General features: G+C 73.4%; 12 protein-coding genes. 4 read left to right on the forward strand and 8 right to left on the reverse strand.

Annotation, left to right across the window (positions count from 1 at the left end):
* Genes OHT61_RS14455 through OHT61_RS14465 form a run of 3 tightly spaced genes read right to left on the reverse strand, consistent with a single transcriptional unit; the run spans nucleotide 1 to nucleotide 3,754 of the window.
* Entirely contained in the window at nucleotides 1-1,767 is a 1,767-nt protein-coding gene (locus OHT61_RS14455; RefSeq protein ID WP_329038515.1) for an L-aspartate oxidase, read from the reverse strand.
* Nucleotides 1,764-2,780: a pantoate--beta-alanine ligase gene (gene panC / locus OHT61_RS14460; protein ID WP_329038517.1), complete on the reverse strand. Its 1,017-nt coding sequence runs from the start codon at nucleotides 2,778-2,780 to the stop codon at nucleotides 1,764-1,766. Before panC ends, OHT61_RS14455 begins: the two co-directional genes overlap by 4 nt.
* Nucleotides 2,777-3,754, reverse strand: coding sequence for a Rossmann-like and DUF2520 domain-containing protein (locus OHT61_RS14465; protein WP_329038519.1), 978 nt, complete (start codon nucleotides 3,752-3,754; stop codon nucleotides 2,777-2,779). The genes panC and OHT61_RS14465 overlap by 4 nt, the downstream gene beginning before the upstream one ends.
* A 169-nt stretch (nucleotides 3,755-3,923) precedes the next feature.
* Between OHT61_RS14465 and OHT61_RS14470 the strand changes: the two genes are divergently transcribed.
* Nucleotides 3,924-5,168 carry a threonine aldolase family protein gene (locus OHT61_RS14470; RefSeq protein WP_329038521.1) on the forward strand — a complete coding sequence of 415 codons (1,245 nt, stop codon included), beginning with the start codon at nucleotides 3,924-3,926 and terminating at the stop codon, nucleotides 5,166-5,168.
* A gap of 29 nt (nucleotides 5,169-5,197) precedes the next feature.
* Here the strand turns inward: OHT61_RS14470 and OHT61_RS14475 are convergent, their stop codons facing one another.
* Nucleotides 5,198-5,356, reverse strand: coding sequence for a hypothetical protein (locus tag OHT61_RS14475; protein ID WP_329038523.1), 159 nt, complete (start codon nucleotides 5,354-5,356; stop codon nucleotides 5,198-5,200).
* Nucleotides 5,357-5,460: 104 nt separating this feature from the next.
* Between OHT61_RS14475 and OHT61_RS14480 the strand changes: the two genes are divergently transcribed.
* Entirely contained in the window at nucleotides 5,461-6,573 is a 1,113-nt protein-coding gene (locus OHT61_RS14480; RefSeq protein WP_329043256.1) for a DUF5937 family protein, read from the forward strand.
* A 25-nt stretch (nucleotides 6,574-6,598) separates the two neighbouring features.
* Here OHT61_RS14480 and OHT61_RS14485 read toward each other — a convergent pair whose 3' ends face one another.
* On the reverse strand, nucleotides 6,599-7,270 hold the full coding sequence (locus tag OHT61_RS14485) for a response regulator transcription factor (RefSeq protein WP_327117335.1): 672 nt from the start codon (nucleotides 7,268-7,270) through the stop codon (nucleotides 6,599-6,601).
* A 17-nt stretch (nucleotides 7,271-7,287) separates the two neighbouring features.
* Nucleotides 7,288-8,496 (reverse strand): sensor histidine kinase, encoded by a 1,209-nt coding sequence (locus OHT61_RS14490; protein WP_329038525.1) that lies wholly within the window; start codon nucleotides 8,494-8,496, stop codon nucleotides 7,288-7,290.
* A gap of 96 nt (nucleotides 8,497-8,592) precedes the next feature.
* Between OHT61_RS14490 and OHT61_RS14495 the strand changes: the two genes are divergently transcribed.
* Together OHT61_RS14495 and OHT61_RS14500 are read left to right on the forward strand one after the other, a co-directional pair.
* A complete protein-coding gene (locus tag OHT61_RS14495; protein WP_329038527.1) occupies nucleotides 8,593-9,588 on the forward strand; it encodes an SAM-dependent methyltransferase in 996 nt (331 codons plus the stop codon).
* Nucleotides 9,585-10,727: an NADH-quinone oxidoreductase subunit D gene (locus OHT61_RS14500; protein ID WP_329038529.1), complete on the forward strand. Its 1,143-nt coding sequence runs from the start codon at nucleotides 9,585-9,587 to the stop codon at nucleotides 10,725-10,727. The genes OHT61_RS14495 and OHT61_RS14500 overlap by 4 nt, the downstream gene beginning before the upstream one ends.
* A gap of 28 nt (nucleotides 10,728-10,755) precedes the next feature.
* Here the strand turns inward: OHT61_RS14500 and OHT61_RS14505 are convergent, their stop codons facing one another.
* Entirely contained in the window at nucleotides 10,756-11,784 is a 1,029-nt protein-coding gene (locus tag OHT61_RS14505; RefSeq protein ID WP_329038530.1) for a hypothetical protein, read from the reverse strand.
* A gap of 104 nt (nucleotides 11,785-11,888) precedes the next feature.
* Entirely contained in the window at nucleotides 11,889-12,869 is a 981-nt protein-coding gene (locus OHT61_RS14510; protein WP_329038532.1) for an ABC transporter substrate-binding protein, read from the reverse strand.
* Between the last annotated feature and the right edge of the window lie 53 nt (nucleotides 12,870-12,922).

The raw sequence follows: 12,922 nt of genomic DNA on the forward strand, positions 1-12,922 counted from the left end.
TTACGGCTCCTCGGGGGCGTCGGCGGGGTGGTTCGGGAGGCCGGGCAGTGCGGAGTCTGCCGGGTCTCCGGGACGTACGGGCGGGAACGCGGAACTGTCCGTCGTGCGGACGACGGGCAGCAGGTCCTGGTCGACGCGGACGACCAGGTGACGGCGCCAGGAGTCGTCGTCGCGGTCGGGGCGGTCCTCGCGCCAGTGGCAGCCGCGGGTCTCCTCGCGCTCCCGGGCGGCGGCCACCAGGACCTGCGAGACGAGGAGGAGGTTGGTGGCCTCCCACGCCTCCACTCCGGGCACGGCGTCCTTGCGGCCGCCCTCGTCGGCGGTGGTGGCGGTCCGGCCGAGCGCCTCCAGTTCCGCGGCCGCGGTGGCGAGGCTGGCAGCGGAGCGGATGACTCCGGCGCCCTTCGTCATGGTCCGCTGGATCGCGGTCCTGGACTCCGCGGTGAGCAGCGGCACCGCGTGCGATCCGGCCGGGTGCGCCTCGGGGGCGGGCCCGCCGCCGGCGGCGTCACGGGGGCCGTCCACGGAGCCGGTGATGTCGGCCGCGATGCGCTCGGCGAACACCAGCCCCTCCAGGAGGGAGTTGGACGCGAGCCGGTTCGCCCCGTGGACGCCGGTGCAGGCGACCTCTCCGCAGGCGTAGAGCCCGGGCACGGTCGTCCGGCCCCGGAGGTCGGTGCGCACGCCGCCGGAGGCGTAGTGGGCGGCCGGGGCGACGGGGATCGGCTGTGTCACGGGGTCGATGCCGTGGCTGCGGCACGCGGCCAGGATGGTCGGGAAGCGCTGCTCCCACATGGCGGCACCGAAGTGCCGGGCGTCGAGGTACATGTGCTCGGCGCCCCGGAGGTGCATCTGGCGGGTGATGGCCTTCGCGACGATGTCCCGGGGCGCCAGCTCGGCCAGCTCGTGCTGCCCCAGCATGAACCGGGTGCCCGTGGCGTCGACGAGATGGGCGCCCTCGCCCCGTACCGCCTCGGACACCAGCGGCTGCTGGCCCTCGGAACCGGCGCCGAGAAACAGGACGGTCGGATGGAACTGGACGAATTCGAGGTCCGAGACCTCGGCGCCGGCCCGCAACGCGAGCGCCACTCCGTCGCCGGTGGAGACCGGCGGATTGGTCGTGGCGGAGAAGATCTGGCCCATGCCGCCGGTGGCGAGCACCACCGCGGGGGCGCGGACCGCGCCGACACCGTCGTGCTGGCCCTCGCCCATGACGTGCAGGGTGACACCCCGGGCGCGGCCGTCGGCATCCGTGAGCAGGTCCAGGACCAGGGCGTTCTCGATGGTCCGCAGGGCCGCCGAGCGGACCGCCTCGACCAGGGCGCGGGAGATCTCCGCCCCCGTCGCGTCGCCGCCGGCATGCGCGATGCGGCGGCGGTGGTGGCCGCCCTCACGGGTCAGGGCGATCGCGCCGGTCTCGGTGGTGTCGAAGTGCGCGCCGGTGCCGATGAGGCGCCGGACGGCGCCGGGGCCTTCGGTGACCAGGGCCCGGACCGCGGTCTCGTCGCACAGTCCGGCGCCGGCGACCAGGGTGTCGTCCAGGTGCTGTTCGGGGGTGTCGCCCTCGCCGAGGGCGGCCGCGATACCGCCCTGGGCCCAGCGGGTGGAGCCGTCGTCGAGGCGGGCCTTGGTCACGACGACGGTGGCGAGGCCCGCGGCGGCGCAGCGCAGGGCCGTGGTGAGACCGGCCACGCCGGAGCCGACCACGACCACGTCCGCGTCGATGGACCAGCCCGGGGCGGGGGCGGTCAGCCGTATTCCGGTCACGTGAGGGCTCCGAGGGTCAGCGGGATGTTGTCGATCAGGCGGGTGGCGCCCACCCGCGCAGCGACGGCGAGGACCGCGTCGCCGCTGTCCCGGTCGTCCGGGATCTCGGTGAAGTCGGCCGGGTCCACGAGCGCCACGTAGTCCAGATCGAGCGGCACCGCCTCCCCGGCCGCCTCCTCCAGGACGGCCTGCGCGGCGGCCCGTACGTCGGCGGGGGCGATGGTCGGCCGGGCCAGCGCGACCGCCTGGGAGTCGGCCGCCGCACGGGCCTCGCCGAGCCGGGTGAGGGCCGCGGCCCTGCCGCCGTGCTCCGGGAGCGCCAGGGCACGGACGTGGAGCGCCTTCTGGGCGGCCAGCCGGTCACGGGCCGCGAACAGGGCCCGGGGCAGCGCCAGCGCGGTGCGGCGCTCCTCGGCGGAGAGGAAGCGGTTCCGGCTGGACAGCGCGAGCCCGTCGGGGTCCCGGACGGTCGGGACGGCGACGATGTCGATGCCGAAGTTCAGGTCGCGCACCATGCGGCGCACCAGCGCGAGCTGCTGGGCGTCCTTCTGCCCGAAGTACGCCGCGTCCGGCCGGGTGAGGTGGAGGAACTTCGCGACGACGGTGAGCATCCCGTCGAAGTGACCGGGGCGGGAGGCGCCTTCGAGTCGCTCGCCCATGGGGCCGGCGGTGATCCTGACCTGGGGGTCCCCACCGGCGTAGACCTCGTCCACGGCCGGGGCGAGGACGGCGTCGGCGCCCGCATCCGAGGCGAGCGCGAGGTCGGCGTCCAGCGTGCGGGGGTAGCGGTCGAGGTCGGCCGCCTCGCCGAACTGGAGCGGGTTCACGAAGACGGTGACGACCACCTGGCCGTCCGGCCCCGCGGCGGCGCGGGCCGCCCGGATCAGGGTGGCGTGGCCCTCGTGGAGCGCCCCCATGGTCATGACGACGGCACGGTGGCCACCGCCGTCGGGACGGCCGAGCGCCTCCAGTGCGGCCGCGGTGCGCAGCAGGGTGGCGGGTGCGGTGGTCATCGCTTCTCCCCCGGCCCGGACGCGTCCGGGCCTTGTGTGCCGTTCTTCCCGTACGCGGTGTTCGCGCGGTCCGACAGGACGACCAGGAGGTCCTCCGCGGACTCGGGCTTGAGAAGACCGTGGTCCAGCGCCCGGTCCGCCGTGGCGCGGGCCATGGCGAGGTAGCCCGCCACCATCTGCGGGGCGTGCGCCCGCAGTTCGCCGACGTGCGCGGAGACGGTTCCGGCGTCGCCCCGGGCCACGGGCCCCGTCAGCGCCGCGTCACCGGAGCGCAGGGCGTTGTCGAGCGCGGCGCCGAGCAGCGGGCCGAGCATCCTGTCGGGTGCGCCGACCCCCGCCCTGTGGAGCAGCTCCATGGACTGCGCGACCAGCGTGACCAGGTGGTTCGCACCGAGGGCGAGAGCCGCGTGGTAGAGCGCCCTGGACTCCTCCGCGATCCACTCGGGCTCCCCTCCCATCTCGATGACGAGTGCCTCGGCGGCGAGCCTGAGCTCGTCGGGGGCGGTGACACCGAAGGAGCAGCCGGCCAGGCGCTGGACGTCGACGGGGCTGCCGGTGAAGGTCATCGCGGGGTGCAGGGCGAGCGGGAGGGCACCGGCCCGCAGCGCGGGGTCGAGGACCCGGGTCCCGTAGCGCCCCGAGGTGTGGACGATGAGCTGGCCCGGCCGCACGGCGCCCGTCTCGGCGAGGCCCTCGACCAGGCCGGGGAGCGCGTCGTCGGGGACCGTCAGCAGGACGAGCTCGGCCCGCGCGAGGACCTCGGCGGGTGTCACCAGGGGCACGTCCGGGAGCAGCGCGCCGGCCCGCCGCACGGAGGCGTCGGACACGCCGGACACGGCGACCGGACGGTGTCCGGCGAGCTGCAGCGAGGCGGCGAGGGCGGGCCCGACCCGGCCGGCGCCGACGACTCCGACGGTGAGGCGGGCGGGGCGGTCCCTCGCGTCGAGGGATTCCTTGGAATCTGATGCGTTCACGCGGCTAAGGCCTTCCGTTCCAGTCCGCGGGGGGTACCGGACGATTCCTCTGCATGCTACGCCAGCGTTCCGGTTCGCCCCCACGGTCGTCCACATCCTGTGGATAACTTCTGGCGGGGCGCGGGGACCCGGGGTGGGGCCCGCCCGCGGTCCGGGTGATGATCGTCCCATGGGAGCCACCGATGAGCAGAAGCAGCGGCACCGCAGGCTGACCGCCTGGCGGGCGTCCGCGAAGGTCCTGGCGCGGGCGTCCGCGGACCACACCCTGGCCGAGCGGCTGGCCGCACTGGCCGCCGACGCCGGCACGGTCCACGACCTGGACGAGTGGACGGACGTGTACGGCGACGGGGTGGTCGCCGAGGTCGAGCGGCGCACCGCCGACCTGCTCGGCATGGAGGCCGCCGCGTTCTTCCCGACCGGGACGATGGCCCAGCAGGTCGCGCTCCGCTGCTGGGCGGCGCGCACCGGCAGTCCGGTCGTGGCACTGCATCCGCTGTCCCACCCCGAGGTGCACGAGCGGGGTGCGCTCACCTCGGTGAGCGGACTGCGCACGGTGCACCCGGTGAGCGGCCCCCGCCAGATGACCGCGGACGACGTGCGCGGCTTCCCCGAGCCGTTCGGCACCCTGATGGTGGAGCTTCCGCTGCGCGACGCCGGCTTCGTCCTGCCCTCCTGGGAGGAACTGGAGGCCGTCGTGGCCGCGGCGCGCGAACGCGACGCGGTCGTGCACCTGGACGGCGCCCGGCTGTGGGAGTGCACCGAGCACTTCGGACGGGGACTCCAGGAGGTGGCCGCGCTCGCCGACAGCGTCTACCTGTCGTTCTACAAGTCCCTGGACGGGCTGTCCGGCGCGGTGCTCGCCGGATCGGAGTCCCTGGTCGACGAGGCACGGACCTGGCGCCACCGCTACGGCGGCCAGCTCTTCCAGCAGTACCCGGCGGCCCTCACTGCGCTGCTCGGCCTCGAACGGGAGCTGCCCCGGCTGCCGTCGTACGTGGCACACGCGAAGGTCGTCGCCGGAGCACTCGCGGACGGCCTCGCCGATTCGGGCCTGCCGTGGTCCCGGGTGCATCCCCGGCCGCCCCACACACACCAGTTCCAGGTCTGGCTGCCGTACGCCTCCGACCTGCTGGACGAGGTGTCGGTGCGGCAGGCCGAGGAGACGGGCACGACGCTCTTCCGCCGCTGGTTCCCGGCCTCGGCGGGACCGCCCGGCGTCTCGTTCACCGAGGTCACGGTGGCCGCGCCGGGACTGGAGTGGACGGCGGGCGACGTGCGCGAGGCGGTGGCGGACTTCGCCGCACGCCTGCGTGAGGCGGCCGCCGGCCAGACGCAGGACGGGCCTGCCCGGGGAGATTCCGGATCTCAGGAGCAGGACGGGCCTGCCCAGGGAGACCCCGGGTCTCAGACGTAGGCCCGGCCTCCGCAGCGGGCCCCCGCTCCTCAGGCGTAGGGCGGCCGGTGGGCCGCGGCCCAGTCGCGGATACGTCTGCCGATCGCCCGCAGGACCTCCCCGTCGTGCCGGCCCGGCGGCGGGGGAGGTCTCAGGCCGTGGGCCGCGGCGCGGTAGCTGTCGAGCATGTGCTGCTGAACGCTGTCCATGCATCCAGCCTGACCCCGGCCGGGCGGGCCCGCCCGTGGATTGACGGCCGTCGTCAAGTGAGGCCGGATCCCCTCCGCCCACCCCGCACTATGGAGGGGTGAGCGTGCACATCGACATCGCGGGCCTTCCGCCCGAGCGCATAATCTTCGAGATCTCCCCCCTGGCCGAGCTGGGGCTCGCCCTGCACGCGCTGTCGGAGCCGGGTCACCATCCGGGCCTCCACGGCTGGACGACGGCAACGGCGGCGGGCCTGGAGCCCGGCCTCGCGGACCGGCTGCACGAGGCGGAGTTCCTGTGGCGGAACACCTTCTCCGACATCTTCATGCCGTTCGCCGGCGTCCGGGGCGGAGACGGCAGGACCGGGTCGACCCTCGCCGAGGACCTGGACATCCTGGACCGGCTCGACGACGAGCGATTCGTCTCGGCCGCCCTGGAGTTCACCTGCTCCAGCCTCTATGACACGGGGGCGCCCTCGCCCCTCACCGACGCCGGGACACGGTCCCGCGCGCTCGAGATGGCGACGGCCAGGGGCCCGGAGCAGCTGGACTTCACCCGGCAGCTGCTGGCCGACCCGGCCCCCGTACGCGCATGGGTCCGGCGTCTCTTCGAGGACTGCGACGAGGCCTTCTTCGCCGACACCTGGCAGCGCGCCCAGGTCCAGCTCGCCGCCGACGCCCGGCACAAGACCGAGGTGCTGCGGCGCAAGGGCCTCGGCGCGGCGCTGGGCACGGTCTCGGCGGCGCTGTCGCTCGACGAGCAGGCCGGCAGGATCAGCGCCGACAAGCTGTCCACGGGCCGGACCGACGCCACGGGGTCGGCCGCGGGAACCGGTCTCACGCTCATCCCGACCAGCTTCGGCTGGCCCCACCTGATGGTGCTGCACGCGCCGGGCTGGCGCCCGGTGATCCACTACCCGGTCCACCGCCCCGAACTGCCCTCCCCCGCGTCCGTGGAGCTGCTCCAGCTCCGGCTGGAGGCGCTGGCCCACCCCGTGCGGATGCGGATCTGCCGCAACCTGGCCCGCTCCGCGTACACCACCGGTGAACTCGCCGACTCGCTCGGCATCACACCGCCCGAGGTCTCCCGTCACCTCGGTGCGCTGAAGAAGGCGGGGCTCGCCACCACGCGGCGGCGCGGCCGGTACGTCCTGCACTCGCTGGACCTCACCGTCGTGGCCCGGCTGGGCAGCGACTTCCTGGAGGGCGTGCTGCGGTGACGGCGCTCCCGCGCCGACGGCCGGATCAGCCCGTGCCGCCGGCCCTGACCAGGCCGGTCTCGTAGGCGAGGACGACCACCTGGACGCGGTCGCGCAGCGCCAGCTTGGTGAGGATCCGCCCGACGTGCGTCTTGACCGTCGCCTCGGAGAGCACCAGCCGGCCGGCGATCTCCCCGTTCGACAGACCCTGGGCCACCAGCAGCATCACCTCGCGCTCTCGCCCCGTCAGCTTCTCGACGGCCTTGTGCTGGGGCTCCTTCGTGCTGCTCGGCAGCATCGGCGAGAAGCGGTCCAGGAGCCGGCGCGTCGTCGACGGGGCGACCACGGCGTCGCCGCTGTGCACCGAGCGGATCGCGGAGAGCAGCTCGGCGGGCGGCACGTCCTTCAGCATGAAGCCGCCCGCGCCCGCCTTCAGGCCGGAGAAGGCGTACTCGTCCAGGTCGAACGTCGTCAGGATCAGCACCTTCGGCGGGTCCTCGGCCGCGCAGATGCGGCGGGTCGCCTCGACACCGTCGAGCCTCGGCATGCGGACGTCCATCAGCACCACGTCGACGGCGGTGGACCGCAGGACCTCGATCGCCTCGGCCCCGTCCCCGGCCTCGGCGACGACCTCCATGTCCGGCTGCGCGGCGAGCACCATGCGGAAGCCGGTGCGCAGCAGCACCTGGTCGTCGACGAGCATCACGCGGATCGTCATGGGGTCCCGTCCTTCTGTCACTGGTTCGCCGGCTTGAGCGGAAGCAGGGCGCTGATCCGGAAGCCGCCGCCCTGGCGCGGACCCGCGTCCAGCGTGCCCCCGACCATGCCGACCCGCTCCCGCATGCCGATCATCCCCTGGCCCGCGCCGTCGGCACCGCCGTCCTCGTACAACTCGTGCGGTGCGCCCCGCCCGTCGTCCTCGACGAGCAGGCCCAGACCGTCGTCGAAGTACACCAGGCGCACACTCGCCCCGACGTCCGGGCCGCCGTGCTTGCGGGTGTTGGTGAGCGCTTCCTGGACGATGCGGTACGCGGTCAGTTCGACCCCGCTCGGCAGCGGACGCGGGGTGCCCTCGATCTTGAAGTCCACCGCCAGGCCGGTCTCCCTGACCTTCGTGACGAGTTCCTCGATCTGCTCGACGTCGGGCTGCGGGACGTACTCGCCGCTCTCCTCGGTGTCACCGGTCCGCAGCACACCGAGGAGGCGGCGCATCTCGGCGAGTGCCTGGCGGCCCGTTCCGGAGATCGTCTCCAGGGCCTGGCGCGCCTGGTCGGGGGAGGTGTCCATGACGTAGGCCGCGCCGTCGGCCTGGACCACCATGACCGACACGTTGTGCGCGACGACGTCGTGCAGCTCGCGTGCGATACGGGCCCGCTCGGCGGCCACGGCCACCTTCGACTGGGCCTCGCGCTCCCGCTCCAGCCGCGCGGCCCGCTCCTCCAGCTGGCTGAAGTAGGCCCTGCGGGTGCGTATCGAGTCACCGAGCACCCAGGCCAGGACGAAGGGCACGGTCATGACGACGACGTAGAAGAACGTCTGCACCCAGCCGCCGGAGGGGGCGTCGGCGGGCCAGCGCAGCCTCGACACCGCCGCCGCGCCCAGGCTGCACCCCAGCGCGAGCCGCGAGGCCCAGCGCTCCCCCACCGTGGCCACCGTGTACGTGATCACCAGAAGGGCGAAGTCCGCCACGTCGGGGCGCACCCCGAGCAGCAGCTGCGCGAGCCCCATCAGGATCGCGAGGAGCAGCATCTTCTCCGGTGCGCGGCGGCGCAGCGCGACAACGACGCACAGGCCGACGGCCACCGGCACCGCGGAGACGCGCTCCCGGCCCCCGCCGGCCTGGCCGGCCACGATGGACACGCCGGAGAGCCCGAGGAGGACGACAGCCCAGAGGATGTCGACGCCCGTCGGGTGTCTGCGGATGAAATCGTAGAAGCGCTGCACGTTACCCAGCGTAGGGACAGCTGATCGGTGCCCGGGTCAGCCGAAGGGCCGATCCGGGTCCTCGGACCGTACTCCCCAAGGTGGAGACTTGCCCATGTGACGGATGACTGGCGCCTGTGGCGGGAAGCGGCTGATACCGCTTTGTACGGGGAAGAGGGCTTCTACCGGCGGCCGGAGGGCCCCGCGGGACACTTCCGCACCTCGGTGCACGCCTCCCCGCTGTTCGCCGCCGCCGTCGCCCGGCTGCTCGCCGCGACGGCCCGGGAGCTGGGCACGGACACGGTCGACCTGGTGGACGTCGGAGCCGGCCGCGGTGAACTGCTGACCGGAGTGCTGGCGGCGGTTCGGGGCGGTGTCGCCCCCGGACTCGCCGTGCGGGCGTACGCCGTGGAGCTCGCCCCGCGCCCGCCCGGCCTGCACCCGGAGATCGGGTGGAGCGCCGAACTCCCGCCCGGCGCCCGGGGACTGCTGTTCGCCAACGAGTGGCTGGACAACGTCCCGACGCAGATCGCGGAGGCCGACGAGGACGGAGTGGCGCGTTACGTCCTCGTCCGGGAGGACGGCGCCGAACGGCTGGGCGCCCCGGTGACGGGCGCGGACGCCCGGTGGCTGAGCCGCTGGTGGCCGCTGTCCCGGCCGGGCGGGCGGGCGGAGATCGGCCTGCCGCGCGACGAGGCCTGGACGCGCGCCGTCTCCTCGATGGACGCCGGGACGGCCGTCGCGGTGGACTACGCGCACGCACGGGGATCGAGGCCGCCGTTCGGGACGCTGACCGGCTTCCGCGAAGGGCGTGAGGTGCGGCCCGTGCCCGACGGGCGGTGCGACCTGACCTCGCACGTGGCCCTCGACGCCTGCGCGGCCGCGGCCGGCGGTCCGGCGGAACTCCTGGACCAGCGGACGGCCCTGCGGGACCTGGGGGTCAGCGGTGAGAGGCCCCCGCTGGCGCAGGCGTCCGCCGACCCTGCCGGCTATGTGCGGGCACTCGCGTCGGCGGGGGAGGCGGCGGAACTCACGGCCCGCGGCGGGCTGGGCGACTTCGGCTGGCTGCGGCAGCGGGTCCCCGTACGCGAAGGGGGATACTGTCCCGCATGACGGAGACGACGATCGGTATCGGCGGCGCGGCGGAGAGCACCGACATGGTGCTGAACATCGGTCCGCAGCACCCCTCCACCCACGGTGTCCTCCGGCTGCGGCTCGTCCTGGACGGCGAGCGCATCGAGCAGGCCGAGCCCGTGATCGGTTACATGCACCGCGGCGCCGAGAAGCTCTTCGAGGCCCGCGACTACCGGCAGATCATCATGCTCGCGAACCGCCACGACTGGCTCTCGGCGTTCTCCAACGAGCTCGGTGTCGTCATGGCCGTCGAGCGCATGCTCGGGATGGAGGTCCCGGAGCGCGCGGTCTGGACGCGGACGCTGCTCGCGGAGCTGAACCGGGTCCTGAACCACCTGATGTTCCTCGGCTCCTACCCCCTCGAACTGGGCGGGATCACCCCGGTGTTCCACGCCTTCCGGGAACGCGAGGAGCTCCAGGCCGTGATGGAGGAGGTCTCCGGCGGCCGCATGCACTACATGTTCAACCGGGTCGGCGGCCTCAAGGAGGACCTGCCGGCCGGCTGGCTCGGCCGCGCCAGGGACGCCGTGGCGTCCGTGCGTTCGCGGATGGACGTGTACGACCGGCTCGTGCTCGGCAACGAGATCTTCCGCGGCCGCACCCGCGGCGTGGGGATCCTGTCCCCCGAAGCGGTGCACGCCTACGGGGTGTCCGGACCGATCGCCCGCGCCTCCGGAGTCGACTTCGACCTCCGGCGCGACGAGCCGTACCTCGCCTACGGGGAACTCCAGGACACCCTCGCGGTCGTCACCCGGACCGAGGGCGACTGCCTGGCGCGCTTCGAGTGCCTGCTGGAGCAGACGCACAACGCGCTGGCCCTCGCGGACGCCTGCCTCGACCGGATGGCGGACCTGGCGCCCGGCCCCATCAACCAGCGGCTGCCCAAGGTGCTGAAGGCACCGGAGGGCCACACCTACGCGTGGACCGAGAACCCCCTCGGCATCAACGGCTACTACCTGGTCTCCACGGGCGAGAAGACGCCGTACCGGCTGAAGCTGCGCTCCGCGTCGTACAACAACATCCAGGCGCTGACCGAGCTCCTGCCGGGCACCCTCGTCGCCGACATGGTCGCGATCCTGGGTTCGCTCTTCTTCGTCGTCGGGGACATCGACAAGTAGCGCCCCGGGGTGCGGGCCGTCCCCGGTGCTAAGAGGAGACGGCGCTGCGCAGTCCGACGACGTCCAGCTGCTCGGTCTCGTCGTGGGCGGTCAGGTCGATGACCTTGCCGACCGCCCGGTTCTCGGCCGCCCCGGTGCGGTGCGCCGCCAGTGCCTCCTCGCCCACCACGTCGGCGAGGTCCTCGTTCTGCACGGACTCGATCGCGGCATCGGCCTTGTGCGTGCCGAAGAAGTCGAAGCTCCCCTGCGGGACGAGGTGGCGGCGCGACGCGGCGTACGGGACGACGGCCGAGGCGACGGGGACCGCGCGGGACGGACGGGGCGCCGGCAGCTGCTTCTGCCCGGCCGGGGCGGGGGCGGTGGGACGGCGGTGCTGGAGTTCACCCGCTCCGGCGACCGCCGCGTGCTTCCCCCGGGGTCCGTCGCCCTCCGTGTCGCGGTCGGCGGACCGCTCGGCGAGGTCCCGCTGCCGGGCCAGCTCGGCGGTGCGGCGGGCCTCCTGGAGAGCGGCGTTGCGCGGCAGGTCCCGCAGGGCCTGCGCAGCGCGCGCGTAGGCGTCCGGGGTGGGCGTCGAGCGTGCGGGGAGGAGTTCGCGCGGCGCCGACGCCTCGATGGCGAGCTGCCTGCGGCCCTCCAGTGCGCTGGCCCGCTCCGTCTCCGCGTTGGCGTACCGGCGCAGCAGCGCGGCGTGCTCGCCCCGCAGTCCGGCGAGCTCCACCCGCTTGCGGCGGAGCCTGGTCTCCATCCGGACGCGCAGTTCCCTTGATTCCTCGAGGTCCGCCTCGAGTTCGGCTATGCGCTCCTCGGTCTTCCACTCGTCACTGAGCCGCGCCCGGTTCAGCTCCGCGACACGCAGCCCGGCGGCCCGGTCCCAGCTGCGCATCAGGTAGGCGCCGCTCAGAGCGGCGGCGGCCGTGGCGGCCACCAGGGCGCGCAGGGCCAGGGGTTCCGCGAGGAGCCAGGCTCCGGCGGCACACACGACCGGCACTCCGGCCACCAGGGCGGGCGGCAGGATTCTGTGGAGGGGCGGCGAATGGCGGTGGCGTCCTCGTGGCATGGCCCGAAATTTACCGTGCGTACGAGTCACTTGGGAGGCCACCCGGCAATCTGTTCCCCGCCGGTTACCTTGCGGCCTCCCAAGTGCCCCTTCCCGGGGTACTCCTACTTCTTGATCAAGCCCTTCGACTCCAGATATTCCCTGGCCGCGTCGGCGGGCTTGGCGCGCTCGGCGTCGACCTTGCGGTTCAGTTCCGCGAGGTCCTCGGTGGTGAGCACCTTCGTGAGCTTCCCGAGGGCCTCGGCGACCTCCGGCCCACCGGCGTCCTTGGCATTGACCACGGGAAGCACGTTGTCCGCGTTCTGCAGCTTCTTGTCGTCCTCCAGGAACACCAGCCCGAACGAATCGAGCACCGCGTCCGTGGTGGTGGTGAGGACCAGCTGGTCCTTGCCGTCCTTGACCGCCTGCTTGGACTGCGGGGTGCCGACGCCCTTGGGGTCGATCCCCGCCACATCGATGCCGTACGTCTTCTTCAGTCCGGGCGCGCAGAACGGGCGCACCTCGCACTCGTCGCCCGCCGCGATCTTCACCTTGATCTTCGACCTGCCGAGATCGGAAAGCGACTTCAGGTCGTTCTTGTCGGCGAATTCCTTCGAGACCGCGAAGGCGTTCTGGTCGACGGCCGGGCCCGCGGGAAGGACCTTCAGCCCGAGCGGGGTCGCCAGCTTCTCCAGCGCGGCCACGGTGGCGGTCACGTCACCGGAGGCGACCGGGGCCTTCTCGGCCTCCTTCGCGCCGTTGGTCTTGGCGTTGAGGAATTCCGCGAGGGTCGCCGCGTATTCGGGGACGACGTCGATCTCGCCCTTCTCGAGGGAGGGCTCGTACAGTTCGCGGTTCTTCACCGTGGTGACCGAGGTGTCGTAACCGGCCCCGTCCAGCACCTGGGCGTAGAGCTCGGCGAGCACCTTGGACTCCGTGAACGCGGCGGCGCCCACGACGAGCGAGCCCTTCCCGGAGCCGCTTGAGGCGCCCTTGTCCGAACCGCTCTTCCCCTCCTCCAGGCTGTCGCCGCCGCAAGCCGCGAGCGATCCCGCCAGCACGACCGCTCCGACGACCGCACCCGCTATGCGCGAGGTCCTGCTCATGTTCTTCTCCGTCCGCGAAACAATGATGTGCACAGTCCGAAAAGCCCGCGCGC

The organism is Streptomyces sp. NBC_00178, from assembly GCF_036206005.1.
In the GTDB taxonomy this organism is placed as follows: domain Bacteria; phylum Actinomycetota; class Actinomycetes; order Streptomycetales; family Streptomycetaceae; genus Streptomyces.

What these genes read in the sequence shown, in the direction of transcription:
- panC (WP_329038517.1), bottom strand. Translation starts at nt 2,780, where the DNA reads ATGACCACCGCACCCGCCACCCTGCTGCGCACCGCGGCCGCACTGGAG.
- OHT61_RS14470 (WP_329038521.1), top strand. Translation starts at nt 3,924, where the DNA reads ATGGGAGCCACCGATGAGCAGAAGCAGCGGCACCGCAGGCTGACCGCC.
- OHT61_RS14475 (WP_329038523.1), bottom strand. Translation starts at nt 5,356, where the DNA reads ATGGACAGCGTTCAGCAGCACATGCTCGACAGCTACCGCGCCGCGGCC.
- OHT61_RS14485 (WP_327117335.1), bottom strand. Translation starts at nt 7,270, where the DNA reads ATGACGATCCGCGTGATGCTCGTCGACGACCAGGTGCTGCTGCGCACC.
- OHT61_RS14500 (WP_329038529.1), top strand. Translation starts at nt 9,585, where the DNA reads ATGACGGAGACGACGATCGGTATCGGCGGCGCGGCGGAGAGCACCGAC.
- OHT61_RS14505 (WP_329038530.1), bottom strand. Translation starts at nt 11,784, where the DNA reads ATGCCACGAGGACGCCACCGCCATTCGCCGCCCCTCCACAGAATCCTG.
- OHT61_RS14510 (WP_329038532.1), bottom strand. Translation starts at nt 12,869, where the DNA reads ATGAGCAGGACCTCGCGCATAGCGGGTGCGGTCGTCGGAGCGGTCGTG.